We start from the raw sequence: 24,829 nt of genomic DNA, 5'->3' as shown, positions 1-24,829 counted from the left end.
GCGGTCAGTCGTCGAGGCGGCCGTCGAGCGAGCCGCCCTCGTCGAAGAACGGCCGGATGCGGTTGTCGAACATGCTCAGCGCCGAACCGATCGCCATGTGCATGTCCAGGTACTTGTAGGTGCCCAGCCGGCCGCCGAAGAGCACACGCTTCTCCGCGGCCTCCTGCTTGGCCAGCTCCCGGTAGCGCTCCAGCTTGGCGCGGTCCTCGGGGGTGTTGATCGGGTAGTACGGCTCGTCGCCGGACTCGGCGAAGCGCGAGTACTCGCGGACGACGACCGTCTTGTCCTCGGGGTAGGACCGCTCGGGGTGGAAGTGCCGGAACTCGTGGATCCGGGTGAAGGGCACGTCCTCGTCGGCGTAGTTCATGACCGAGGTGCCCTGGAAGTCGCCGATCGGCAGGACCTCGGTCTCGAAGTCCAGCGTGCGCCAGCCGAGCTCGCCGGCCTCGTAGTCGAAGTACTTGTCGATCGGGCCGGTGAAGACCGTCGGCACGTCGGCCGGCAGCTCGTCGCGGACGTCGAAGTAGTCCGTGGAGAGGCGGACCTCGATGTTCGGGTGGTCGGCCATCTTCTGCAGCCACGCCGTGTAGCCGTCCTTGGGGAGGCCCTCGTACGTGTCGTTGAAGTACCGGTTGTCGAACGTGTACCGCACCGGCAGGCGGGCGATGACGGCGGCGGGCAGCTCGGTCGGGTCGGTCTGCCACTGCTTCTTCGTGTACCCGCGGATGAACGCCTCGTAGAGGGGGCGCCCGATCAGCGAGATCGCCTTCTCCTCGAGGTTCTTCGCCTCGGCGGTGTCGATCTCGCCGGCCTGCTCGGCCACGAGGGCCCGGGCCTCGCCGGGGGAGAAGCTCTTGCCGAAGTACTGGCAGATGGTGGCCAGGTTCATCGGCAGCGAGTACGTCTGCCCCTGGTAGATCGAGTACACCTTGTGCTGGTAGCCGGTGAACTCGGTGAACTGGTTGACGTACTGCCAGACCCGCTCGTTGGACGTGTGGAAGAGGTGGGCGCCGTACCGGTGGATCTCGATGCCGGTCTCGGGCTCGGGCTCGGAGTAGGCGTTGCCACCGATGTGGTCACGTCGGTCGAGGACGAGCACGCGCTTGTCCAGCTGGCTGGCCACCCGTTCGGCAACGGTCAGTCCGAAGAAGCCGGAGCCGACGACGACGAGGTCAGGTCTCGCTGAGGTCACGGGGACCGACGGTACCCGGGAGGTCGCCCGCAGCCACGTCGACGGATGTGGTGTCGGGGGCGTCGGTTACGGATGTGACGAACCCGTCCGGTCTGGGTGACGGTCAGGGCGCCACGAGGGAGAACGAACCCGACCCGCGCCACGCGGAGGTCACCGGCCAGTCGCCGTCGGGGCGCCCGCCCTCGTACACCAGCGCCCGGTCCGGCTCGGCCGCCGGCGGCCGGTCGAGGTTGGCGAAGTTCAGCCGCAGCAGCAGCCGCATGACCGTGCCGGCCTCCTCCTGCCGCTGGTCGATCTGCGGCAGCAGCGTCCCGCGGTCGGAGAACGGGTCGACGATGTCGCACCGGCACGCGTAGGCCAGCGTGCCGATCTCCCCGGGGCTGCGGACGACGTCGTCGCCCACCTCGGCGCGCAGGTCCTCGCCGATCGCCAGGTACTGCTCGGCGGTGGCCCAGTTGGTGGTGATCGGCGTCATCTCCCACGGCACGCCGCGCTGCAGGGCGAAGGCGGCGTCGACCAGGAGCAGCGCGGCCGCCACGGCCGCGGCCAGCAGCGCCACGGGCCGGCGCCGCGCGGGGGCGGGGGACCCGTCGGCCGCGGGGGCCGGCCGGCGCCCGGCGGCCGCGGCGCCGAGGAAGGCCGCGGTGACGGTCAGCGCGCCGACCGAGGGCGCGTAGTACCAGTGGAACGGCGGCGGGGCGAGCAGCGAGTAGGCCACGGCGTGCAGCACCCCGGCGGCGCCGAGCGCCACGACCGGGCCGAGACCCGCCCAGCGGGCCCGGCGCCGCACGAAGGGCCAGACGACGAGCGCCAGCAGGCCGGCCAGCGCCGGGATCGCGGCGAGGACCGTCGCCGCCGGGTAGCGCTCCAGGTAGAGCTGCCAGCCGTTGGCGAAGTCCCACGGCCCCCACGCGCCGGTGGACACCGTCTTGATGACCAGCGTGTCGGGGACCAGCGCGCCCAGGGCCACCCAGCTGAAGACGTACCAGGGCGCGGCCACCAGCAGCGCCGTGCCGAGGACGACGTGCGTGCGGCGCAGCAGCCCCGGGGTGGCCAGCAGCAGCACCAGCGGGACGACGGCGAGGTCGACGCGGGTGAGCACCAGCAGGGCGGCCAGCGCGCCGAACAGGACGGGCCGCCGCTCGGCCGCGGCCACCGTCGCCCAGACCGCCAGCGTGAGCGCCAGCGTCATCTCCATGCCGACGATCGCGAGGAACAGCGGGGACAGCAGCAGCAGCGCCGTCGCCGCGACCGCCGCGCCGCGGGAGAGGTCCAGCCGCCGGGCCAGCCGGGCCAGGCCCAGCGCCTGCAGCGCGGTCAGCACGACGAACACCACGCCGAGGCCCCACACCGGGTCGCGGACCACGAAGGCGGCCAGGCCGAGGACCAGCACGTTCAGCGGCGAGGTGGCGCTGTTCGCCGTGCGGAACGGGGTCAGCCCCCAGTGGAACTCCTCGGCGAGGTTCCGCGCGTAGGACAGCGTGATGTAGGCGTCGTCGATGAGGCTGGCGCGGACCAGCAGGAAGCACAGCGCCGCGACGACGGCGGCCCCGCCGGCCAGTAGCAGGTCCGGCCGTTCGGTGCGCCGCCGCCGCAGCGGGGCGGGCGCTGTCGCGGACGAGGCTCCCGCCTCGGACGTCTGCACGGAGAGCTCCTCGGGACGCACGCGTGCCCAGGACCGGTGGTCGCCGGTGCGTCGTGGGCCGGACGTGCCGACCCTACGGGGAGTCGGCCACCCCACGCTCGGGTGCTCCCGCCGCAGCGGGGGCACGAGGATGCCGTGCCGTCCGTCGCGCTCCCCGCGACCGCGGGGCCGCGGCGGTACCCTCGGTGTCCGGCGGTGACACGGTGCGCATGCGGGCACACCGGGCGTCGTGAGGCCTCCCGTGTCCGACCCGGGAGCCCGACGGCCGCCGAGTGCGGGAGGGTGATCCACGCCGCCCGCGCCGAGGAACGGAGTTGCCGTGTCGAGGTCTGCCCTCAGGCCGGGCCGGGTGCCGGTCCCGTGACCGCCGTCGAGATCCCCACCGAGCCCTCGACCGGGGCGGGGGCAACGGCCCGGCACCCCCTCGCACGGCCGTCGAGGGTAGTCGCGCCGGTCGCCGTCTACTGGGTGGTCCAGATCGCCCAGATCGCGGTACTGCACCGCCTGGTGCCGCGGTTCTTCTGGCTGGACGACTCGCAGGCGCAGTTCGGCCCCATGGCGTGGTGGCTCGGCAGGAACGCCCAGGGCGGGGTCCCGCCGCTGGCCGACCCGGACCAGGGCCTCGGCGGCAACGTCACCGCGGACATGCAGTACGGGTCGTTCGACCCGCTGCACTGGTCGCTCGCGTGGGTCCTGTCCCGGTTCGACGACGTGCTGACCATGGCCTGGGTGTACGGGGCCGTCTGCATGCTGCTCCTGGGCACCGGGGTCCTCGCCCTGGCGCTGCACCACCGCGTCCGGCCGGCCCTCGCCGTCGCCGGCGCCCTCGGCGTCGCGTCGAGCGGCTTCTTCCTCTGGTACGGCAGCTTCTGGTGGCCGTTGATGTGGGGGTCGGCCTGGTTGCCCTGGCTGTGGCTCGGGCTGTCCGTCCGCGGTGCACGGGGGGTCCTCCTGACCGGCCTGGCGACCTGGGCCGTCCTCGCGTCGGGGAACCCCTACTCGGTCCCCTTCGCCGCCGTCGTCGTCCTGGCCCAGCTCGGCGAGTACCGCCGGCGCTCCGGGAGCTGGCGGGAGCTCGTGCGGGACCGAGTCGCCCGGGCACAGACCGGCGCCCTCGCCGGAGGCGCGGTGATCGCCCTGCCGACGCTCCTGAACGGCGTCCAGATGGCGGGCTGGGTCGACCGGCAGGACCCCGAGCCCGTCCTCGGCAACGCCGGTTCCGCGATCCCCAACCTCCTCGACGTCGTGCTGGGCGGCCCGACCCTGCTCGGGCAGACCAACGCCTTCAACGGCCCCATCGGGCTCGTGCCCGCGACCTCGACGTTCCTCCTCGCCGTCCCCCTGCTGGCGCTCGTCCGGTGGCGCGAGGCGCTGCGGCGGCCGGGCGTGCCGACGGCCCTCGCGCTGACGGTGGCCGGCGTGCTGGCGACCCAGCTCCCGACCGTCGTCGGGTTGTTCCGCTTCCCCTTCCGGTACCTGGTCGTGGTCCAGATCGCGCTCCCGCTCCTGGCGCTGCTGGCCGTGACGGCGGCCCGGTCGACATCGCGGACCCGCGTCGCCCTGGCGGCAGGCCTGGGGCTGTCCCAGGTGGTGCTGGCGGTGCTCCGGGCCCCGGCCCTGTGGCCCTGGCACCTCGCGGGCCTGCTGCTCGTCAGTTTGGCGCTGACCGCCCTGCTCGTCCGCGTCCGGGCGACGCGGCGCCTGGTCGCCGCCGGGGCCGCCGCAGTCCTGGTCCTGCCCTCCGCAGCGGCGGTGGTCGTCGCCGAGCGGATGATGGTCGACGTCCAGGTCCGGGTCACCGCCGAGCGCGGGCTGGCCGGCTCGCCCTCGCTGCCCTACCGGGACATCGGCGCCCCCGGGTTCTCGGGTGCCGAGGCGATGGGGCGGACGGTCGCGGAGTACCGGGACCGGTCCCTATTCACCGGGCGGACCGTGACCGTCTACGCCTTCGGGAGCTTTCTGGGCGTCTTCGGGCCGGACCGCGGGTGGAGCGCCGGCTTCTTCGCCGGCAACGGCAACTTGCTGGCCGACGCCAGGGTCGGGACCGGCTACGTGACGTCCCTGCACCGGGGACTGGGGCCGGTGTTGTGCACGAGCTACGTCGGGTCAGTCGGGTGCCCGGACACGTCCCGGGCGCTGGCCACCGTGCCGGGGACCTCACGGCCCTGGATCGACGTGCTGGCCTCGGACACCGTCTATCTCTCCGAGGGCGCACCCGAGGAGGTCCGCGCCTGGTTCGACCGGGAATGGGACCGCGGGCAGGGGACGGGGCCGTGGTCGGTCTACGAGCGGCCGGCTGACGAGCGGCACCCGGGACGCGTGGCGGAGGCGGACGGCGTCGAGGTGGCCGACACGGGCTGGACGTCGGACCTTGCCCGGATCGGCCGGCCCCAGGACAGCTACGTCGTGAGCACCGGGGACGAACCCGGGACGGTCCTGCTGCGCGTGCCCTACTGGCCGGGCTACCGGGCCACCGTCGACGGCCGCCCCGTGGAGGTCCGCGCCCTCGAGGACGCCCTGGTACAGGTGTCCGTCCCGGCCGGTGTGCGGTCGGGTCGCCTCAACGTCGTCTTCGCGCCCGTCGGTGTGCGCCTGCTGTGGCCCGCGCTCGCCGCGGGCGTCGTGATCGTCGTCCTCGACGCGTCGGCGCTGTGGTGGGTGTCCCGGCGCAGGCGAGCTGCGCACGGCCCGGCGGCCAGCTAGGGAACGCGCTCCAGGTAGATGGTGGCCGGCCCGGTGGCGGGGGAGTCGGTGGGCCAGGTGATCGCGCCGTCCGGCACCGGGCCCTGCGTCCAGCGCAGCCGCCACTCGGGCGTCAGCGGCCGGTCGCCGCGGTCGAGGCGGGCGAAGTTGGCGTCGAGCAGCGCGCGCATGAGCGGCCCGGCCTGCTCGGTGCGCTCCTCGACGAGCCCGACGGCGATGCCCCGGTCGGAGAAGTAGTCGACCATCTCGCAGCCGCACGCGTAGGCCAGCGTGCCGATCTCCCCGGGCGCCTCCACGGTCTCGTCGCCCACGATCGCGGCGACCTCCGCGCCGATCTCCCGGTACTCCTCGGGCAGGGCCCAGGCGCCGAAGTAGACGGGGCGGTCCCACGGCACCGGGCGGTCGCCGGAGGTGACGGCCAGCAGGGCGACGGCCAGCGCGGCCAGGCCCAGGGGGACGGCGTAGCGGACGGCGCGCACCCGCGGCGCGGGCAGGAACAGCGCCGCGCCGAGGACCCCGGCGGTGGCCAGCGCGACCGTCGTCGGCACGTAGTACCACTGGTACGGCGGCACCTGGAGCAGCGAGTACGCCGCGTACCAGGCGAGCCCGCCCACCACGAGTCCGGCCAGCGGGCCGGCGACGCCCGGGTGCCGGCGGCGCACCCGCGGCACGGCCAGGGCGACCGCGACGGCGAGACCCGCGAGCGCCGGGACGAACGCCAGCGACAGGTGCAGCACGCCCCGGTCGAGCCAGAGGGTGAACGGGCCGTTGGCGAAGGTGAAGTCGCCGAACGAGCGCTGCAGGGTCTTGATGACGAAGGTGTCGGGGATCGCCGAGCCCAGGACCGTCCAGCTGAACGCGAACCAGGGCAGCACCACGGCGGTCGCCAGGACCGGCGCGCGCCAGCCGCGGACGGCCGGGGTGAGCAGGAACACCGCGGCGACGATCACGCCGAGGTCGAGCCGGGTGAGCACCAGCACGCCGGCGAGCAGCCCGAACGCGACGGGACGCCCGGCCACCGCCGCCCAGGTCAGCCCCGCGAGCAGGGCGGCGATCGGCAGCACCTCGAGGCCGATCGCGGAGTTGACGAACGGGTTGGCGAGCACCACGGCCAGCAGCGCCACCGACCACGCCCCCGAGCGGCCCAGGCGGCGTGCCGTGGCGGCGGTGGCGCCGGTGAGCAGCGCGCACCAGGCGACGGTGGCGATCCCCAGGCCCAGCACCGGCCGCACGTCGCCGGTGACCAGCGACACCAGCCAGGTGACCGCCGCCAGCGACAGCACGTTGAACGGCGAGGTGGCGCTGTTGGCCGTCTCGGTGGGGATCAGGCCCCAGTGCAGGTCGGCCGCCACGTTCCGGACGTAGGAGAGGGTGATGTAGGTGTCGTCGATCAGGGCGCGGGAGACCACCAGGAAGAACAGGCCGCCGGCCACCGCCCCGACCGCGGCCCAGCCGAGCACCGGCCGCCGGTCCCGCCGGCCCGCAGGGGGTGCGGCGGACGCGTCCCCGGTGCGCTCGTGCTCGGTCGGCGGCGCGCTGCTGGCCACGCTGGTCCCCTCGGTCGGTCGTCGTCGTGTCGCGCGTGCCCTGTTCCCTGTGCACCCCGGGTGTCGGGCCGACCCCGGAGCTCGGCCTCTAGTGTCGGGGACATGAGCGCCGAGCACGCGGGGCCGCTGCGCGTCGTCGCCGTCACCTACTCCCCGGGCGAGGCGCTCGAGGGGTTCGTCACCTCCCTGGCCGAGGCCACCACCCGGCCGGTCGAGGTCGTGCTCGCCGACAACGGCTCCACCGACGGCGTCCCCGAGGACGTCGCCGCGCGCCACCCGCAGGTGCGGCTGCTGCGCACCGGCGGCAACGTCGGCTACGGCGCGGCGGTCAACGCGGGCCTGGCCGGGGCGGCGGGCCGCTACGCCCTGGTCGCCAACCCCGACGTCCGCTTCGAGGCCGGCGCCGTCGACGAGCTGCTCGCCGTCGCCGCCCGCTGGCCGCGCGCGGCCACCGTGGGCCCGGCCATCCGCACCCCCGAGGGGGAGCTGTACCCGTCCGCGCGCGACCTGCCGCGGCTGTCCACCGGCGCCGGGCACGCGCTGCTCGGCTGGGCGTGGCCGGGCAACCCGTGGACGGCGCGCTACCGCCGCGAGCGGGAGGCGCCGCGCGAGCGCACGGCCGGCTGGCTGTCGGGCTCGTGCTTCCTCGTCGACCTCGAGGCGTTCCGCGCCGTCGGCGGCTTCGACCCCGGCTACTTCATGTACTTCGAGGACGTCGACCTCGCCGAGCGCCTCGGCCGCGCCGGCTACCTGCACGTCTACGCGCCGTCGGCGGTCGTCGTCCACGAGGGCGGGCACGCCACCCGCCGCGAGCCGCACCGCATGCAGCGGGTGCACCACACCAGCGCGCTGCGCTACCTCGCCGGGCAGTACCCCGGCCGCCGCAACGCCCCGCTGCGGGCGGCCCTGCGGGCCGGGCTCGGCGGTCGCATGCTGGTCAGCTACGTGAGCGGCCGGGTGGCCGCCGGGGCTCGGTTCCAGCGCCGGGCCGACGACGTCGGCCGCGGGACGAGGAGGAACGGCACGTGAGGCACGCGGTCATCATGGCCGGCGGCTCGGGCACGCGGCTGTGGCCGCTGTCGCGGGCGGCCCGGCCCAAGCAGCTGCTCGACGTCGTCGCCGAGCCCGGCGGAGGGGCGCACAGCCTGCTCGCCGAGGCGTTCGAGCGGCTGGAGGCGGTGCTGCCGGCCGAGCGGATCTGGGTGTGCACGGCGGCGCGCTACGGCGAGCAGGTGCGCGCGGCGCTGCCCCGGCTGCGCGCCGACCGGCTGGTCCTCGAGCCGGTCGCCCGCGACACCGCCAACGCCGTCGGGCTGGCCGCCGCGCTGGTGGCCGAGGCCGACCCCGATGCCGAGCTCGCCGTGGTCAGCGCCGACCACGTCATCCGCCCGGTCGAGCGCTTCGCCGCCACGCTGAGCACCGCCTTCGACGCGCTGGCCGCGCGGCCGCGGGCGCTGGTCACCCTCGGCATCACGCCGACCGCCCCGGCCACCGGCTTCGGCTACGTCCGCCGCGGCCCGGCGACCGAGGTGCCCGGCGTCGCCGAGGCCGCCGCGTTCAAGGAGAAGCCCGACCGCGCCACCGCGGAGGGCTACCTGGCGTCGGGCGAGTACCTGTGGAACTCCGGCATGTTCGTCTGGCGGGCGCGCACCGTGCTCGACGCGCTCGCCGACCACCTGCCCGCCTCCGCCGAGGGGCTGGCCCGCGTGGTGGCCGCGCCGGCGGGGCCGGAGCGCGACGCCGTCCTCGCCGAGGTCTTCCCGACGCTGCCGAAGACCAGCGTCGACTACGCGGTGCTGGAGCCCGCGGCCACCGAGCCCGGCCGGGTGCTCGTGGCGGACCTGGACGTCGAGTGGCTCGACGTCGGCTCGTGGCCGGCCCTGGCGCAGACGCTGGCGGTCGCGGGCGACAACGCCGTCTCCGGCCTCGCGGTCGCCCTCGACAGCGCGGGCAACATCGTGCTGAGCGACGAGCCCGACCACCTGGTCGCGTTGGTCGGCGTCCGCGACAGCGTCGTCGTCGCGACCCGCGACGTCACGATGGTCTGCCCGGTGTCCGACGCCGAGCGGGTCAAGCAGCTCCTCGCCGCCGTCGAGGAGCGCTTCGGTGCCCGTTTCAGCTGAGCGACTGCGCTGGTGACGTGCGGATGCGGCGCACTCCGCTGACGGGATGCGCCGTCACCGCACATCACCGCGCCGGCACGCGCGCGCGTGTGCGCGGACGCCGGATCCCCACTCCCGGACTGTGGCGTCCGCGCACACACTCGGCACGCAGGGCCGCGGGCACCCGGTGCCGGGTCCGCGCCGCCGCGTGGTGGGATGCCGACATGCAGAGCTTCGACGTCGCAGCTGTCGTGTCCGGCGGGGCCTCGGGCCTCGGGGAGGCCACCACCCGCGCGCTCGCCGCGCGCGGTGCCGCGGTCACCATCGCCGACCTCAACGAGGAGCGCGGGGCCGCGCTGGCCGGCGAGCTGGGCGGGCACACGACGTTCGTGCGCACCGACGTCACCGACGAGGCCCAGGTCGCCGCGGCCGTGGCCGACGCCACCGGCAAGGACCGGCCGCTCCGGATCGCCGTCAACTGCGCCGGCATCGGCTGGGCGCAGCGCACCGTGGGCAAGGGCAACACCGCCCACGACCTCGAGCCGTTCCTCCGCACGGTCCAGGTGAACCTGGTCGGCACCTTCAACGTGCTCCGCCTGGCCGCCGCGGCGATGGCGGCCACCGAGCCGGAGGAGGACGGCGAGCGCGGCGTCGTCGTCAACACCGCCTCCATCGCGGCCTTCGACGGCCAGATCGGCCAGATCGCCTACGCCGCGTCGAAGGGCGGCATCGTCGGCATGACCCTCCCGGCGGCGCGCGACCTGGCCAGCGTCGGCGTGCGCGTGTGCACGATCGCGCCGGGCCTGGTGGACACCCCGCTGCTCGGCAGCCTGCCCGAGGAGGCGCGGACCGCGCTGGCGGCCGGCATCCCCTTCCCGAAGCGCCTGGGCCGCCCCGACGACTTCGCCCGGCTGGCGCTCGGCATCATCGAGCACGGCTACCTCAACGGCGAGACCATCCGGATGGACGGCGCCCTGCGCATGGCGCCCCGCTGACGGGGGCCGCTGCTCCTCTCCCTCTTCCCCGGAGAACCGCGTGACCACAGCACTGCCGGCCCCGACCCCGCCGGCGCACCACCCCGCACCGGCCCCCGCCGGCGCGGCTCCCGCCGATGCGGCCCCGACCGGCGCCGACTTCGCCGACTGCTGGCGGCCGGACTGGACCTTCGACCTGAAGGCCGTCCTCCGCCCGCACCAGCGCAGCGCGAGCGACCCGACGATGCGGTGGGACGGCGACGCCGTCTGGCGCACGACCACCACGCCCTGCGGGCCGGCGACCGTCCGGATCACGCACCGCGGCGGCGAGGTGCAGGTGCTGGCGTGGGGACCGGGCGCGGAGTGGGCCGGGACGGCGGTGCCCGGGTGGCTCGGCGCGCAGGACGACCCGGCCGGTTTCGACCCGAGCGGCCACCCGCTGCTGCGCGAGATCGCCCGGCGCACGCCCGACCTGCCGCTGAGCCGCACCGGCCGCACCTGGGACGCCCTCGTCCCCGCCGTGCTGGAGCAGAAGGTCACCGTCATCGAGGCGCACCGGGTGTGGCGGGCGCTGCTGCGGCTGGCGGGCGAGCCCGCCCCCGGCCCGGCGCCTGAGGGCATGCGGGTGCTGTTCTCGCCGCGCCGGATGCTGGAGATCCCCGACTGGGAGTGGCACCGCGCCGGCCTCGACGGCGCGCGGCGGCGGGCGCTGCGGCACGTCGCCTCGGTGGCCCACGCCCTGGAGCCCGACGGCGGCTGCGACTCCCCGACGCTGCAGCGGAGGCTGCGCACCGTCCCCGGCATCGGCGTGTGGACGGCGGCCGAGGTCGTGCAGCGCACGCTCGGCTGCCCCGACACCGTCAGCTACGGCGACTACCACCTCAAGAACCTGGTGGGCTGGTCGCTGGCCGGCCGCAAGACCGACGACGACGGGATGATGGTGCTGCTCGAGCCCTGGCGCGGGCACCGGCAGCGGGTCGTCCGGCTGCTGCACCTGGGCGGCAGCATGCCGCCCCGCCGCGGCCCCCGGACGGCGCCGACGGACTACAAGCGGATCTAGCGGTCCTCGAGCAGGCGGAGCAGGTAGTCGCCGTAGCCGCTCTTGCCCAGCGGCTCGGCGGCGCGGCGCAGGCCGTCGTCGTCCAGCCAGCCCTGCCGCCAGGCGACCTCCTCGATGCAGCCGATCTTGAGGCCCTGCCGCTCCTCGACCACCGAGACGAACTCCGTCGCCTGACGCAACGAGGCGAAGGTCCCGGTGTCCAGCCAGGCCGTCCCGCGGTCCAGCACGGTGACGGTGAGCCGGCCCTCGCGCAGGTAGTGCTCGTTGACGGCGGTGATCTCCAGCTCACCGCGGGCGCTGGGCCGGATCGAGCGGGCCACCTCGACCACCGAGGACTCGTAGAAGTACAGGCCCGGCACCGCGTAGGAGCTCTTCGGCCGGGCCGGCTTCTCCTCGATGGACAGCACGCGACCCGACGGGTCGAACTCCACGACGCCGTAGTCGGCCGGGTTGGCCACGTGGTAGGCGAACACGTGCCCGCCGTCGGGCTCGGGCAGGCGGCCCAGCGCCGTCCCGAGGCCCGCGCCGTAGAAGATGTTGTCGCCGAGGACCAGCGCGACCGCCTCGTCCCCGACGAAGTCCGCGCCGATGAGGAACGCCTGCGCGAGGCCCTCGGGGCGCTCCTGCACCGCGTACTCGATCCGCATCCCGAGCCGGCCGCCGTCGCCGAGCAGGGCGCGGAACGCCACCTGGTCGCCGGGGGTGGTGATCACCAGCACCTCGCGGACGCCGGCCATCATCAGCGTCGAGAGCGGGTAGTAGACCATCGGCTTGTCGTAGACGGGCATCAGCTGCTTGCTGACCGCCTGCGTGATCGGGAACAGGCGGCTGCCGGTGCCCCCGGCCAGGATGATCCCCCGCATGACGGCGGACGCTACCGAGAGCGGGCTGGTCAGGCGCGCGGGGAGCCCAGCCACAACCTCCCGACGAGGGAGGAGCCGCCCGGCGTGCCCACCGGCTCCCAGCGGGTCGACCAGCCCTCGGCGTGCAGCTGGACGACGACCGCGCCGACCAGCGCGCCGAGGTTGAGCGCCGCCGTCGTGGTGGCGCGCTCGGTCAGGTGCACGTCGACGGCACCGTCGCCCTCCCCGCCGTGCCGCAGCACCACCGGGAACTCGGGCAGCGCGGCGCTGGCCACCCGGAACGCCTCGGCCACCGCCTCGCGGTCGCCGGGCCGCGGCACCAGGTCGGCGGCCGGCCGGCGGGTGGCCACCAGGTCGCGGCTCCCGTAGGGGAACAGGTCGCCGGGACCGAGCCGGACCAGCGGCCGGGTGCCGGCGTCGTCGGCGGGCCGCGCGAACGGCAGCCCCCGGACGACGGCGACCGGCACCCCGCCGAGCTTGCCCTTCACCAGGTCGGCGGCCGAGGCGAGCTCGTCGACGACGGCGACCTGCGTGGTCTCCAGCCGGTTGCCGTGCGCGTCGACGTCGCCGCGGTGGTCGGTCAGCGCGGCGATCCCGGCCGACCCCACCGCGACGTCGGTGAGCCCCTCCCGCCAGGTGCGGCCGAAGGTGTCACTGACGACCACCGCCACGTCGACGCCGAGCAGCTCCCGCAGCCGGGCGCGCAGGCCGCGGGCGGAGGCGTCGGCGTCCTCGGGGAGCAGGACGAGGGAGTCGCCGGGCACGTTCGAGGCGTCGATGCCGGCCGCGGCCACCACCCAGCCGTGCCGGGTCTCGACGATCTTCAGCGGCCCGCGCCGGGCCACCACCCGCACGGTCTCCTCGTCGATGGCCCGCTGGCGCACCGCCTCGCGGTCGGCGCCCGGGGGCACCGGCACCACCCGGCCCTCGACCTTCGACACGACCTTCGACGTCACGACGACGACGTCGCCGTCGGCCAGCCACGGCGCGGCGGCGGCCACGGCGCCGGCCAGGTCGTCACCGGCGGTGAACTCGGGCAGCCCCGGGACTGGGTGGACGGAGATGCCGACCGTCCCCTCCGCAGGGACCCGTCGCGCGCTCGCCGGCGGCGGGGGGCGGAGGGGTCCCTCGTCAGACACCCGCGGCGTCCAGGGCGGCGCGGGCCATGGCGGCGGTGGTCTCCGGGGAGTCCATGAGCAGCGGGACGGCGCGCACGTCGACGCCGGGCACCTCGGCGCGGTCGCCGGTGTGCACCAGCCAGGCGTCGAGCAGGCCGCCGTCGGAGCGGGCGCCGTAGTGCCGGCCCACGCCCTCGGCGCTGACCTCGACGCCGACCACCGGCAGGCATCGGTCGGCCATCCCGCGCACCACGGCGCCGCCGACGATCGGGGACAGGCCGACGATCCGGCCCGGGGTGGCCAGCAGGGCCTCGCGCAGGCCGGGCACGCCCAGGATCGTGCCGATCGAGACCACCGGGTTCGACGGCGCCAGGAGGACGGCGTCGGCGCGGGCCAGGGCCTCGGCCACGCCCGGCGCCGGGCGCGCGCGCTCGGCGCCGACCTGCACGAACGCGTGCGCGTCGAGCTGCGCGCGGTGGCGCACCCACCACTCCTGGAAGTGGATGGCGCCGCGGCGGCCGGTGGCGGGGTCGTCGACGACGACGTGCGTCTCGACGCGCTGGTCGCTCATCGGCAGCACCGTGACGCCCGGCTCCCAGCGGGTGGCCAGCGCGGCGGTGACGTCGGAGAGGGGGTAGCCCGCGTCGAGCATCCGGGTGCGCACGAGGTGGGTGGCGAGGTCGCGGTCGCCGAGGCCGAACCAGGTGGGCTCGGCGCCGTAGGCGGCCAGCTCCTCCTTGACCGTCCACGTCTCGCCGGTGCGGCCCCAGCCACGCTCCGGGTCGATGCCACCGCCCAGCGTGTAGACCACGCTGTCGAGGTCGGGGCAGATCCGCAGGCCGTGCATCGTCACGTCGTCGCCGGTGTTGACCACCGCGGTGACCGACCCCGGCGGTGCCACGTCCCGCAGTCCGGTGAGGAAACGGGCTCCTCCGACACCTCCGGCGAGGACGACGATCTCCACGAAAGTCATCGTGCCCCATGGGCACTTGTCCACTGTTCGACGGGCGTGTTGCGTAGGTGCACGAGAACTGACGAACGATCCGTGACGCGTGGGACGGGTGTGGTCAACCGCTTACACCGGGCGATGTTGACGCTCGGGCAACGACACGCGTGTAATTCCGGCGGTGTGAGGCGCAGGGAGCGCCGGGAGGAACCCGGTGACCCGCGCTCCGGACGACAGCGAGAGGGGACGCATCGTCATGGCAGAGGTCTCGTGGCTGAGTGACTACGTCAGCGGAGCCGAGCGGCCCGGCCGGGGTGCCGGCGCCGCCGACCAGGGTCTGATGGGCATGCTCGGCATGGGCCTGACCGACGACATCGCGTCCTGGCAGGAGCGCGCGCTGTGCGCCGAGACCGACCCGGAGGCGTTCTTCCCCGAGAAGGGCGGCTCCACCCGCGAGGCGAAGAAGATCTGCACCGGCTGCGAGGTCAAGGCCGAGTGCCTCGAGTACGCGCTGGCCAACGACGAGCGGTTCGGCATCTGGGGCGGGCTCTCCGAGCGGGAGCGCCGCCGCCTGCGCCGTCGCGCCATCTGACGAAGGACCTCCCTGCCCCCCACCGCTCGCGAGCTCGCGGCGGGCCCCTGCAGGGAGGCCGTTCCAGCCCCTCACCGGCCCCCGGCGGCACCGCCGCCGGGGGCTGCGGCGTCCCTGTGGTCGGATGAGCGGGTGGGGGACGCGCACACCCGGGTCACACGCGGCCGGGCGGAGGTCGTGCGCGAGCTGCACGCCGCCGTGCCGCTGGCCCGCGACCTCCGGGCGCCGCTGACCGCCTCGGCGCCCTGGCTCACCACCGTCCTGTCGGTGCAGTCGGCGCACCGCCGGCCCCGGCTGACGCCCGTGGCGGTGGTCGCCGGGCCGCGCGGGTCCGGCGGCCCCGACGGGCTGGCGCTGCTGGCGCTGGCGACCGCGGGCCCCGTGGTCACCGCGACGCTCCTCGGCGACGGGCTGCCCGTGCCCGGCGGCCGCCCCGCCGCCCGGCTGCTGGCCCGCGACGACGACGCCGCCGACCGGCTCGCCGCCGGGATGCTCGGCGTGCTCACGGCGCTGCGCCGGCCCTGGCGGATGCGCCTGACCGGGCTGCCGCTCGGCGACCCGACCGTGCGCGCGCTGGTGCGGCGGCGGCCCGACGCCGTGGTGGCCAGCGCCCGCAGTGCGCGCCTGGTCGACGACCTCGACGCCCTGCCCGCCGATGCCCTGCCCACCGGCGGCCTCGTCCGCAGCCGGGACGCCCGCGACCTCGACGCCGCCCTGCCCGGACTGCTCGCCGGGGTCCGCGACCGCCGCACCACCGACCTGGTCCGCGCCGCCGCCCGGCTGCACGCCGCGGCCGGCCGGCTCGAGGTGGCCACCGTCCGCGACGGCGGCCGGCTGCGCGCCGGGCTGCTCACCCTCCTCGACGGCGGCGACCGGCTGCCCTGGTGGGGACGTTCCGAGGTCGGCGGGCTGCGCGAGGAGCGGGGCGCGCCGCTGGTCGGCGTGTCGCTCACCGGCCGCGGCAGCGTCGTCCGGGCGGTCGTGGACCGGGTGGTCCCGCTGCTGCCCGGGGGCTCTCCACCCGCCCGGCCCCTCAGCCGGCCGGCCGGAACCGGCTGAGCAGCGGGTCGGGCAGCGAGTCCGCCCGCTCGGTGCCGAGGAACAGCGTGCCCTCCGCCGGCGCCTCGCCGTCGCGCGGCGGCCCCGCCGGGGCGACGGTGACGCTCAGGTCGTAGACCCGCCCGGTGTAGGCGGGCGGGGTCCCGGTGGGCCGCGTGTAGGTGGGGAAGCGGCCGGTCAGCCGGAGGGCGTCGCCGTCGCGGGTGACCCCGAGCGCCGGCGTCGGCAGGTCGGCGTACTCGACGCCGGTGGCCGCGCAGCCGGCGGCGGCCGGGTCCTCCGGCGCGGTGCTCCCCAGGCAGTTCCAGGTGACCAGCCGCAGGTGCGCCAGCGCCGCGCCGCTCTCGCCCGCGGTGACGCTGACGGCCGGGTAGCCGACGCTCACGCCGACCGCGCGCCGCTCGAGCACCAGGCCGCCGAGGGCCAGCCGGGCGCTGACGCCGCCCTCGCCGAGGGGCACCGACCGCGCGGCGAGCAGGCCGGCGCCGCGCTCGCCGGGCAGCGGGTCGGCCGGCGGGAGCGGCAGGTCCGGCGCGGCCGGGGCGGGCGCCGGCGGCGGGGGAGCGGCCGTCGCGACCGGCGGGGGAGCGGCCGCGGGGGCGGGGTCCTCGCGGGCGGCCAGGGCCACGCCGGCCAGGACGGCGACCAGCGCCAGCGCCGCCGCGGCCAGCGCGGCCACCGCGCGGCCCGCGTCGCCGTCGTCGTCCGGCCCGGCGAGCGGCGGCTCGGGCGGCGCGGCCACCGGCGGCCGGGGCGTCCCGGGCGGCGCCTCGTGGAAGGCGGGGAGGTCGTCCTGCGCCCAGCGGGAGGCCGGGGCGGGCGCGGGCGCGGCCGTGCGCTGGGCCGGGCGGCCCGCCGGCCGGGTGCGCGCCAGGAGCACCGCGGCGGCGGCCAGCCCCGCCAGCGCCAGGCCCAGCACCAGCCAGGCGGCGACCGGCGCGGTGGACTCCATCCCGCAGAGCATCGCAGGGCGCCGCGGCCGGATCAGCCATCGCGGCCGGGCGGGGCGCCTGACACGATCCCGCTGTGGCAGACAACGGATCGACGTCGTCCGGTGTCCGCGACCGCGTGACCTCGCTGCTCGCCGAGCTGGGGGTGACCCAGCCCGTGACCGCGGTCGCCGACCTCAGCGCCCGCCTGGGCGTGGTGCAGGGGGTGCTCGCCGACCGCGTCCTCGACCTCGCCGTCACCGAGAGCGGCCGCCGCCGGCTGCGGGCGGAGCTGCGCGGCCGGCGCTGGGCCGAGGAGCGGCAGGTCGGCGTCCCCGAGGTGCTCGCCGCCGCCGACGACGGCCGCTGGCTGCTGTCCCGCCGCGTGCACCCCGGCGTCTCCGGCGGCCAGCATTGGACGGCCGCGGCGGTGGAGACCGCCGTCCGCATCGCGCCGCTGCCCGTCCCGCCGGGACAGCCGTGGTCCCCGCCCGCGGGGCCCGCGCTGCGCCGGGCGCGCGCCACCGTCGGCGACACCGGCCGGCTGCTGCGCGGCGGCCTGCGGATGGGGGAGCTGCGGGCGGTCCGCGCGGCCGCGGCGCAGCTGCCGCTGTCGGAGGTCGGGCACGGCGACTACCGCGCCGCGAACGTCGTCCTCGACGCCGACGGCGCCGACGAGGGGGACCGGGTCGTCGTCCTCGAGTGGTCGGGCGTGCGTGCGGCCCCGCGGCACCGCGACCTGCTCACCCTGTGGGCGACCACTCCCGACGCGCAGGACCGTGCGCAGGTCGGCGAGGTGGTGCTCTCGCGCACCGCCGGCTGGGAGGAGCCCGACGTCGGCCTGCTGTGGCACGCCGTCGCGCTGGAGCAGCTGGTCGCGCGGCTCACCCGCGCCGACCGCGGCGACGGGCTCGACGCCGCCTTCGCCCGCGCCCGCCTCGACGAGGCGCGCGGGATGGCCGAGGAGCTGGGCAGCCCGGTCGAGCGCTGACCGCCGGGGCCTCAGCCGGTGGGGTCGATCTCCTCGGGGTCGCGGCCCAGCAGCACCGCCACCTGGTCGACGACGACGTCGCGGACGAGGTCGGCCAGGTCGTCGCGGTCGTGCGCCCGGATCTCCAGCGGCCGCCGGTAGACGACGATCCGCGGCGGGACCTCCCGGCCGTCCTCGCGGTGCGCCGGCAGCACCCGGGCCAGCGGCACCGTCCCGTCGTCGAGGACGTCGGGGTCGAGCACCACCTCGTCGGGGCTGGTGTGGTCGACCCACGGCACGTCCTCGACGGCGAACTCGACGCCGGCGAGCTCGCGCTCCCAGCGGCGCTCGATGTCCTCGACCGCGTCGAGCACCAGGTCGTCGAACTGCTCGGCGCGGCTGCGCGAGAGCGGGACCTCCTCGGGCACGAGGCGCCCGCGCAGGCCGCGGCCGTGGCGGTCGCGGCGGGAGCGGGATCGGCCGGGGGAGGGTCGCGGGGCGGGTCGGCTCATGGCGCGCCGAGCGTACGGCGCGCCCGCGGGGGCGGGCAGCGCGCGCGGGACACGGCGCGCGGGACACGGCGCGCGGGACACGGCGCGGGCCTGCGCCGACCCGGTCCCGGGGCGCGCGGGGACGTCGGGTTGGATGGGAGAGGTGGTGCGCCGGGCCGGTGCGCCTGCTCGCCGGACCCCGCGGGCGCGGCTACTGTGCCTCGCGTGAGGAACCGGTGGTGAGGCAGTCACGTCGCTGCTCGCGCAGCGGCTGCGCGCAACCGGCGGCGGCGACCCTGACCTACGTGTACGCCGAGTCGACCGCCGTCGTGGGTCCGCTGGCGACGTACTCGGAGCCGCACAGCTACGACCTCTGCGAGTTCCACGCCGAGCGGCTGACCGTGCCGCGCGGCTGGGAGGTCGTCCGGCACGAGATCGACGTCGAGGACTCCGGCCCGACCGGCGACGACCTGCTCGCGCTGGCCGACGCGGTCCGCGAGGCCGCCCGTCCCGAGCCCCCGCGCAACCCGGCCGACGACGGCCGCGGCACCCGGCGCGGACACCTCCGGGTGCTCCCCGACCTCGACTAGGCGCGTTCGCCCGGGGCTCCGGATAGGGTCGTCCGGCACCGGGGTCGGCCCGGGGCGAGGCCGGCGCGAGGGTGGGCTGTGGCGGATCTGTCGTCGATCATCAAGGCCTACGACGTCCGGGGCGTGGTCCCGGACGAGTGGGACGAGGACGTGGCGCGGCGCATCGGCGCCGCCTTCGCCGAGTTCGTGGTCACCGAGAGCGGTGCCACGACCGTCGTCACCGCGCACGACATGCGCCCCTCGTCGGTGCCGCTGTCGCGCGCCTTCGCCGAGGGCGTCCTGTCCCGCGGCGTCGACGTCGTCGAGGCGGGGCTCGGCTCCACCGACCTGCTCTACTTCGCCGCCGGCTCGCTCGACGTGCCCGGCGCGATGTTCACCGCCAGCCACAACCCGGCGCAGTACAACGGCATCAAGCTCTGCCGCGCCGGCGCCGCCCCCGTGGGGCAGGAGTCCGGGCTGGCCACCATCCGCGAGTGGGCCGAGGTCGACTCCTACGACCGCGACCCCGGCCGCACCGGCGGGGTCACCCAGCGCGACCTGCTGGCCGAGTACGCGGCCCACCTGAACCGCCTGGTCGACCTGTCGGCCGTCCGGCGGCTGCGGGTCGTCGTCGACGCAGGGAACGGCATGGGCGGGCACACCGTCCCGGTCGTGCTCGACGGGCTGCCGCTCGACGTCGTCCCGCTGTACTTCGAGCTCGACGGCACCTTCCCCAACCACGAGGCCAACCCGCTGGACCCGGCCAACCTGGTCGACCTGCAGGCGGCCGTCGTCCGCGAGGGCGCCGACATCGGGCTGGCCTTCGACGGCGACGCCGACCGCGTGTTCGTCGTCGACGAGCGCGGCGAGCCGGTGAGCCCCTCGGCGGTGACCGCGCTGGTCGCCGTCCGGGAGCTGGCCAAGGGCCACGGGACGACGGTGATCCACAACCTGATCACCTCGCGCGCGGTGCCCGAGATCGTGCGCGAGCACGGCGGGCAGCCGGTGCGCACCCGCGTCGGCCACTCGTTCATCAAGGCCGAGATGGCCCGCACCGACGCCGTGTTCGGCGGCGAGCACTCCGCGCACTACTACTTCCGCGACTTCTGGCGCGCCGACACCGGCATGCTCGCCGCGATGCACGTGCTGGCCGCGCTCGGCGAGCAGTCCCGGCCGCTGTCGGAGCTCACCGCCGCCTACAGCCGGTACGCCGCCTCCGGGGAGATCAACTCCCGGGTCGACGACGCCGCCGGGCGCACCGCGGCGGTCCGCGAGGCGTTCGAGGCCGAGGGCGCGACCTTCGACGAGCTCGACGGGCTCACCGTCGACCTGCCCGACGGCTCGTGGTTCAACCTGCGGGCGAGCAACACCGAGCCGCTGCTGCGGCTGAACGTGGAGGCGCCCGACGCGGCGCGGATGGCAGAGCTCCGGGACCGGGTGCTCGGGATGGTGCGCGCATGACGCAGGGGACGACCCAGGGGCCGCTCGGCCTGGACCCGGTGCTGCTGGGGATCCTCGCCTGCCCCGACACCCACCACGCGCCGCTCACCGTCGACGAGGCGGCGGGCGAGCTGCTGTGCACCGAGTGCGACCGGGCCTTCCCCGTGCGCGACGGGATCCCGGTCCTGCTGCTCGACGAGGCGCGCCACCGCGGGGGGAGCGGGGGAGCATGACCTCGCCGGAGCTGGCCGAGGAGGTCCTCGACGACCTCGACGTGCTGCGCGCCCGCGACCCGCGCGGGCTGCTGCCGGCCGTGGCCGGCGCCGGCGCGCAGGTGCGGGAGACCTCCCGGCTGGTCGACGAGGCGGGCCTCGGGCGGGTCGCCGGCGGCGGCCGTCCCCGCGGGCTGGTGGTCGTCGCCCGGCGCGAGGGCGCGGTCGCGGCGTCGGTGCTGCGCGCGCTGCTCGGCCCGGCGAGCCCGGTCACCGTCGACGTCGTCCCCGGCCCGGACCTGCCGGTGTGGACCGGCCCGGCCGACATCGCCGTCGTCGCCACCCGCACCGGCGCCGGCCGGTACGCGGTGACCCCGGCCTACGAGGCCGCGCGCCGCGGCGTGACGCTGCTCGGCATCGGCGCCGAGGACGCGCCGCTGCGGGCCGCCTGCTCGACGGCGCGGATGCCCTACGTCCCGCTGCCGGGTACGCGGGTCCGGCACACGACGCTGTGGTCGCTGCTCACGCCGATGCTGCGGCTGGCCACCGAGCTGGAGCTGGTCCGGCCCGAGGTGGCCGACCCCGAGGCGATCGCCGCCGCGCTCGACGAGGTCGCCGTGGAGTGCGGCCCGGCGCAGGAGTCCTTCGTCAACCCGGCGAAGACCCTCGCCCTCGAGCTGCTCGACGCCCTGCCGGTCATCGCCGCCGAGGGCCCGATGGCCGACACCGCCGCCACGCGCTTCGCCGACCAGCTGGCCACCCTCGCGGGCCTGCCGACCAGCGGGTTCCGGCTGCCCGACCAGCGGGTGGCGGCCTGCGCGGTGCTCGGCGGGCCGCTGGCCACCCCCGACGCCGACGACTTCTTCCGCGACCGCGCCGAGGACACCGGCCGGCGGCTGCGGCTGCTCACCATCCGCGACACCGACGCCGCCTCGCACGACGGCGCGGGGGAGCGGGAGCCGCGCTCGGCGCCGGAGGCCCTGGCCGAGGTGCTGCGCACCGCCGCGGCGAACAACGTGCCGGTGAGCGGGCTGGCCGAGCACGGCGAGCCGGAGCGCTGGGGCCGGCTGCCGCGCCTGGCCCGCCAGCTCGCCGTCGCCGACTTCGCCGCCGTCTACCTGGCGCTGGCGCTGGACCAGGAGCGCGCGCAGCGCCGGTGACGTCCACCGGCCCGTGTCCCCGGCGCCCGGCCGGGGTACCGGCTCGCGATCGACCGTGCAGCGCACCCGACTGCTGACCGACTGGAAGGACCTCCCGTGGCCGGTGGACTCGTGGCCCTGTTCGACGACGTGGCGCTCATCGCCCGCGCCGCCGCCTCCTCGATCGACGACGTGGGGGCCGCGGCGGGCAAGGCGAGCATGAAGGCCGCCGGTGTCGTCGTCGACGACACGGCCGTCACGCCCCAGTACGTGCAGGGGATCAGCGCCGAGCGCGAGATCCCGATCATCCGGCGCATCGCGATCGGGTCGCTGCGCAACAAGCTGCTGATCATCCTCCCGGCGATCCTGCTGCTCAGCGAGTTCCTGCCGTGGCTGCTCACCCCGATCCTCATGGTCGGTGGCGCCTACCTCTGCTACGAGGGCGCCGAGAAGATCTGGCACCGGCTGCGCGGCCACTCGGCCGCGCACGGCGACGCGGAGAACCACCCGCCGGACGAGGACACGCTCGTGCGCGGCGCGGTGCGGACCGACCTGATCCTGTCGGCGGAGATCATGGTGATCTCGCTCAACGAGGTGGCGAGTGAGGGCTTCTGGTCCCGGGCGGCGATCCTCGTCGTCGTCGCCGTGCTCATCACCGTCCTCGTCTACGGCGTGGTCGCGCTCATCGTGAAGATGGACGACGCCGGGCTGCGGCTGTCGCGGTCGGACAGCCGGGGCGTCGCCGGCTTCGGCCGGGGCCTGGTCAAGGCGATGCCGCGGCTGCTGGCGGCGCTCACCGTGATCGGCACGGTGGCGATGCTGTGGGTCGGCGGCCACATCCTGCTGGTCGGCACCGACGAGCTCGGCTGGCACGCCCTCTACGACGTCGTCCACCACTGGGAGGAGGCCGCGCACGAGGCGACCGGCGCCCTCGGCGGCGTCGTCGGCTGGCTGGTGAACACCCTGGCCAGCGCGGTCGTCGGTCTCGTCGTCGGGGCGGTGGTCGTGGCCGTGCTGAGCCTGACGCTGCACCGCCGGAAGGGTCACGGGGCCGAGGGCGCGGCCGCCCACTGAACGGGTGGCGCGTCACCCAGCCCGACCGGGTGATGTGGCGGGAGAGACGGGTGGGACGGGCCGATCCGGGCCGGTCCGCCGCTAGCCTGCTCGGTGATGTGGCAGCTGAGCAGCGCGGTCCGGAACTACCCCTGGGGTAGCCGCACCGTCATCCCCGAACTCCTGGGCCGGCCCAGCCCGGCCGCGCAGCCCGAGGCCGAGCTGTGGATGGGCGCGCACCCCGACCAGCCCAGCGTGCTGCCCGACGGCAGCCCGCTCGACGCGGCGATCTCCGCCGACCCCGAGCGGCTGCTCGGCCCCCCGGTGGTCGAGCGCTTCGGCGCCCGGCTGCCGTTCCTCATGAAGGTGCTGGCCGCCGACGCGCCGCTGTCGCTGCAGGCGCACCCGACGATGGCGCAGGCCCGGGCGGGGTTCGCGGCCGAGGAGGCGGCCGGGATCCCGAAGGACGACCCGACGCGGACGTTCAAGGACCCGTGGCACAAGCCCGAGCTGCTGCTCGCGCTCACCACCTTCGAGGCGCTGTGCGGCTTCCGGCCGATCGAGGAGTCGCTGCACTGCCTGGCCAAGCTGCAGCTGCCCGACCTCAAGCCGACGATCGCGGCGCTGGCCCGCGGCGGGCTGCAGGCGGCCATCCCGCAGCTGCTGGCCCTGTCGGGCAAGCGGCGCACACACCTGGTGGAGGTGGTGGCCGAGCGCGCCGCCGGCTTCGTCGCCGCGCACGACCCGGAGTTCATCAACACCTACCGGTGGGCCGCCACCCTCGCCGAGGCCTACCCCGGCGACCCGGGCGTCGTCATCTCGCTGATGTGCAACCACCTCAAGCTCGCTCCCGGTGAGGCGGTGTTCCTGCCCGCCGGGAACCTGCACGCCTACCTGTCCGGGGCCGGCGTCGAGGTGATGGCCAGCTCGGACAACGTGCTGCGCGGCGGCCTGACCAGCAAGCACGTCGACCTCGCCGCGCTGATCGAGGTCCTCGACTTCTCCGACGGCAAGATCCCGGTCCTGCACCCGGTGCTCGGCCCCGGCGGGCTGCGCTACCCGGTGCCCGTCGACGACTTCGACCTCACCCGCGTCCAGCTCGACGAGCAGGCCGGCCCGCTCACGACCCGCGGCCCGCAGGTCGTGCTGTGCACCGAGGGCCGCGCGGTGCTCGCCGGTGCCGACGGCGAGGTGGTGCTCGAGCGCGGCTCGTCGGCGTTCGTGCCGGCCGGCGCCCCGGTCACCGCCCGAGGCCCCGCCGTGCTCTACCGGGCGACGACGAACCTGCGCTGACGCGACAGGACCTGCGCCGACGACCGGCTGACCGGGGCCGCGTGTCGCGGCGGGGGAGGGTCCGCCGGCCGACGTAGCGTCGGTCGTGCCCTCCCCGTCGTCCCGCCGCGCGCTCGCCGCGCTGGGCGTCGCGGTGGCCCTGACGTCGGGCTGCGACCTGGTCACCGGTGCCGCGCCCGCCCCGGTGACCGGCCTGCCGGGCAGCGCCCTGGAGACCCTCGCGACGGTCGACGTCCGCGGCCGCGGCCCCCGGACCGGCTACGAGCGGGACGAGTTCGGCGACGGGTGGGTGGACGCCGACCGCAACGGCTGCGACACCCGCAACGACGTCCTCGCCCGCGACCTCACCGGCGAGACGTTCGTGCCGGGCAGCCGCGACTGCGTCGTCGCCACCGGCACCCTCGACGACCCGTACTCCGGTCGCACCATCGCGTTCCGCCGCGGCGAGGGCACCAGCGAGGCGGTGCAGATCGACCACGTCGTCGCCCTGTCCGACGCCTGGCAGAAGGGCGCCCGGCAGTGGGACGACGCGCGCCGGACGCAGTTCGCCAACGACCCGCTCAACCTGCTCGCCGTCGACGGCCCGCTCAACATGCAGAAGGGGGACGGCGACGCCGCCACCTGGCTGCCGCCGGACCGCTCCTACCGCTGCGCCTACGTCGCCCGGCAGGTGGCGGTGAAGGCCACCTACGGCCTGTGGGTGACCCAGGCCGAGCGCGACGCGATGGCCGCGGTGCTCGGCACCTGCCCCGGCGAGCCGCTGCCGGGCGGGCAGCCGCTGCCCGCGCAGGAGACGCCGCAGGGGCCGTTCCCCGACTGCGCCGCGGCGGGGGGGGGCGGGGCCGCGGCCCCCCCCCCGGCCGCGCCGGGCGGGCGCCCCCCCCACCACTCCGACCGCCACGGGGGCGCCTCGGAGTCCTTACCCGCGCGCT

23 protein-coding genes are annotated in these 24,829 nt (G+C 76.2%); 15 read left to right on the top strand and 8 right to left on the bottom strand.

What is annotated here, in order from left to right; translation table 11 throughout:
• Positions 1–4: 4 nt before the first annotated feature.
• Both glf and ACI78R_RS11525 read right to left on the bottom strand, forming a co-directional pair.
• Positions 5–1,192, bottom strand: coding sequence for a UDP-galactopyranose mutase (gene glf / locus ACI78R_RS11530; protein WP_139253018.1), 1,188 nt, complete (start codon positions 1,190–1,192; stop codon positions 5–7).
• A gap of 103 nt (positions 1,193–1,295) precedes the next feature.
• On the bottom strand, positions 1,296–2,837 hold the full coding sequence (locus ACI78R_RS11525; protein ID WP_457040821.1) for a hypothetical protein: 1,542 nt from the start codon (positions 2,835–2,837) through the stop codon (positions 1,296–1,298).
• Between the two features lie 468 nt (positions 2,838–3,305).
• Between ACI78R_RS11525 and ACI78R_RS11520 the strand changes: the two genes are divergently transcribed.
• Complete coding sequence (locus ACI78R_RS11520) at positions 3,306–5,540, top strand: hypothetical protein (protein WP_457040820.1); 2,235 nt, start codon at positions 3,306–3,308, stop codon at positions 5,538–5,540.
• Here ACI78R_RS11520 and ACI78R_RS11515 read toward each other — a convergent pair.
• Positions 5,537–7,087: a hypothetical protein gene (locus ACI78R_RS11515; protein WP_457040819.1), complete on the bottom strand. Its 1,551-nt coding sequence runs from the start codon at positions 7,085–7,087 to the stop codon at positions 5,537–5,539. The genes ACI78R_RS11520 and ACI78R_RS11515 overlap by 4 nt on opposite strands.
• A 102-nt stretch (positions 7,088–7,189) precedes the next feature.
• On the opposite strand from ACI78R_RS11515, the gene ACI78R_RS11510 reads away from it, so the two are divergent.
• The 4 genes from ACI78R_RS11510 to ACI78R_RS11495 all read left to right on the top strand — a co-directional run bounded on the left by ACI78R_RS11510 (position 7,190) and on the right by ACI78R_RS11495 (position 11,223).
• On the top strand, positions 7,190–8,116 hold the full coding sequence (locus ACI78R_RS11510; protein WP_457040818.1) for a glycosyltransferase family 2 protein: 927 nt from the start codon (positions 7,190–7,192) through the stop codon (positions 8,114–8,116).
• Positions 8,113–9,210, top strand: a complete 1,098-nt coding sequence (locus ACI78R_RS11505) for a mannose-1-phosphate guanylyltransferase (RefSeq protein ID WP_457040817.1) — start codon at positions 8,113–8,115, stop codon at positions 9,208–9,210. The genes ACI78R_RS11510 and ACI78R_RS11505 overlap by 4 nt, the downstream gene beginning before the upstream one ends.
• Before the next feature lie 203 nt (positions 9,211–9,413).
• Entirely contained in the window at positions 9,414–10,184 is a 771-nt protein-coding gene (locus tag ACI78R_RS11500) for an SDR family NAD(P)-dependent oxidoreductase (protein ID WP_454554377.1), read from the top strand.
• A 40-nt stretch (positions 10,185–10,224) separates the two neighbouring features.
• A complete protein-coding gene (locus tag ACI78R_RS11495; protein WP_457040816.1) occupies positions 10,225–11,223 on the top strand; it encodes a DNA-3-methyladenine glycosylase family protein in 999 nt (332 codons plus the stop codon).
• Here the strand turns inward: ACI78R_RS11495 and rfbA are convergent.
• From rfbA to cofD, 3 genes are read right to left on the bottom strand one after another with little or no spacing between them, the layout of a single operon-like run.
• On the bottom strand, positions 11,220–12,086 hold the full coding sequence (gene rfbA, locus ACI78R_RS11490) for a glucose-1-phosphate thymidylyltransferase RfbA (RefSeq protein WP_457040815.1): 867 nt from the start codon (positions 12,084–12,086) through the stop codon (positions 11,220–11,222). The genes ACI78R_RS11495 and rfbA overlap by 4 nt on opposite strands.
• Positions 12,087–12,115: 29 nt before the next feature.
• Positions 12,116–13,225, bottom strand: a complete 1,110-nt coding sequence (locus ACI78R_RS11485; RefSeq protein ID WP_457040814.1) for a coenzyme F420-0:L-glutamate ligase — start codon at positions 13,223–13,225, stop codon at positions 12,116–12,118.
• Entirely contained in the window at positions 13,218–14,177 is a 960-nt protein-coding gene (gene cofD / locus ACI78R_RS11480; RefSeq protein WP_336027862.1) for a 2-phospho-L-lactate transferase, read from the bottom strand. Before cofD ends, ACI78R_RS11485 begins: the two co-directional genes overlap by 8 nt.
• A gap of 313 nt (positions 14,178–14,490) precedes the next feature.
• Here cofD and ACI78R_RS11475 point away from each other — a divergent pair, with 313 nt between their 5' ends.
• Positions 14,491–14,742, top strand: coding sequence for a WhiB family transcriptional regulator (locus ACI78R_RS11475; protein WP_175562932.1), 252 nt, complete (start codon positions 14,491–14,493; stop codon positions 14,740–14,742).
• Positions 14,743–14,919: 177 nt separating this feature from the next.
• Positions 14,920–15,801: a GNAT family N-acetyltransferase gene (locus ACI78R_RS11470; protein ID WP_457040813.1), complete on the top strand. Its 882-nt coding sequence runs from the start codon at positions 14,920–14,922 to the stop codon at positions 15,799–15,801.
• Here ACI78R_RS11470 and ACI78R_RS11465 read toward each other — a convergent pair.
• A complete protein-coding gene (locus ACI78R_RS11465) occupies positions 15,776–16,753 on the bottom strand; it encodes a hypothetical protein (RefSeq protein WP_457040812.1) in 978 nt (325 codons plus the stop codon). The genes ACI78R_RS11470 and ACI78R_RS11465 overlap by 26 nt on opposite strands.
• A 74-nt stretch (positions 16,754–16,827) precedes the next feature.
• Between ACI78R_RS11465 and ACI78R_RS11460 the strand changes: the two genes are divergently transcribed.
• Entirely contained in the window at positions 16,828–17,721 is an 894-nt protein-coding gene (locus ACI78R_RS11460; protein WP_457040811.1) for a hypothetical protein, read from the top strand.
• A gap of 11 nt (positions 17,722–17,732) precedes the next feature.
• Here the strand turns inward: ACI78R_RS11460 and ACI78R_RS11455 are convergent, their stop codons facing one another.
• Positions 17,733–18,212: a metallopeptidase family protein gene (locus tag ACI78R_RS11455; protein WP_073421555.1), complete on the bottom strand. Its 480-nt coding sequence runs from the start codon at positions 18,210–18,212 to the stop codon at positions 17,733–17,735.
• A gap of 158 nt (positions 18,213–18,370) precedes the next feature.
• Here ACI78R_RS11455 and ACI78R_RS11450 point away from each other — a divergent pair, with 158 nt between their 5' ends.
• The 7 genes from ACI78R_RS11450 to ACI78R_RS11420 all read left to right on the top strand — a co-directional run.
• Positions 18,371–18,781 (top strand): DUF3499 domain-containing protein, encoded by a 411-nt coding sequence (locus ACI78R_RS11450; RefSeq protein ID WP_336027857.1) that lies wholly within the window; start codon positions 18,371–18,373, stop codon positions 18,779–18,781.
• A 78-nt stretch (positions 18,782–18,859) separates the two neighbouring features.
• Complete coding sequence (locus ACI78R_RS11445; protein ID WP_073421557.1) at positions 18,860–20,221, top strand: phosphomannomutase/phosphoglucomutase; 1,362 nt, start codon at positions 18,860–18,862, stop codon at positions 20,219–20,221.
• Entirely contained in the window at positions 20,218–20,433 is a 216-nt protein-coding gene (locus ACI78R_RS11440; RefSeq protein ID WP_073421558.1) for a Trm112 family protein, read from the top strand. The genes ACI78R_RS11445 and ACI78R_RS11440 overlap by 4 nt, the downstream gene beginning before the upstream one ends.
• On the top strand, positions 20,430–21,572 hold the full coding sequence (locus tag ACI78R_RS11435; protein WP_457040810.1) for an SIS domain-containing protein: 1,143 nt from the start codon (positions 20,430–20,432) through the stop codon (positions 21,570–21,572). Before ACI78R_RS11440 ends, ACI78R_RS11435 begins: the two co-directional genes overlap by 4 nt.
• 96 nt (positions 21,573–21,668) lie before the next feature.
• Positions 21,669–22,625: a DUF808 domain-containing protein gene (locus ACI78R_RS11430; protein WP_457040809.1), complete on the top strand. Its 957-nt coding sequence runs from the start codon at positions 21,669–21,671 to the stop codon at positions 22,623–22,625.
• Between the two features lie 96 nt (positions 22,626–22,721).
• Positions 22,722–23,897: a mannose-6-phosphate isomerase, class I gene (gene manA / locus ACI78R_RS11425; protein ID WP_073421561.1), complete on the top strand. Its 1,176-nt coding sequence runs from the start codon at positions 22,722–22,724 to the stop codon at positions 23,895–23,897.
• An 85-nt stretch (positions 23,898–23,982) separates the two neighbouring features.
• Positions 23,983–24,829, top strand: an 847-nt coding sequence (locus ACI78R_RS11420) for an HNH endonuclease family protein (protein WP_457040808.1), incomplete at its 3' end; no start/stop codon positions are given.

The sequence above is a fragment of the Geodermatophilus sp. SYSU D01106 genome, from assembly GCF_054049995.1.
This window is presented reverse-complemented; position numbering and strand designations above follow the sequence as displayed.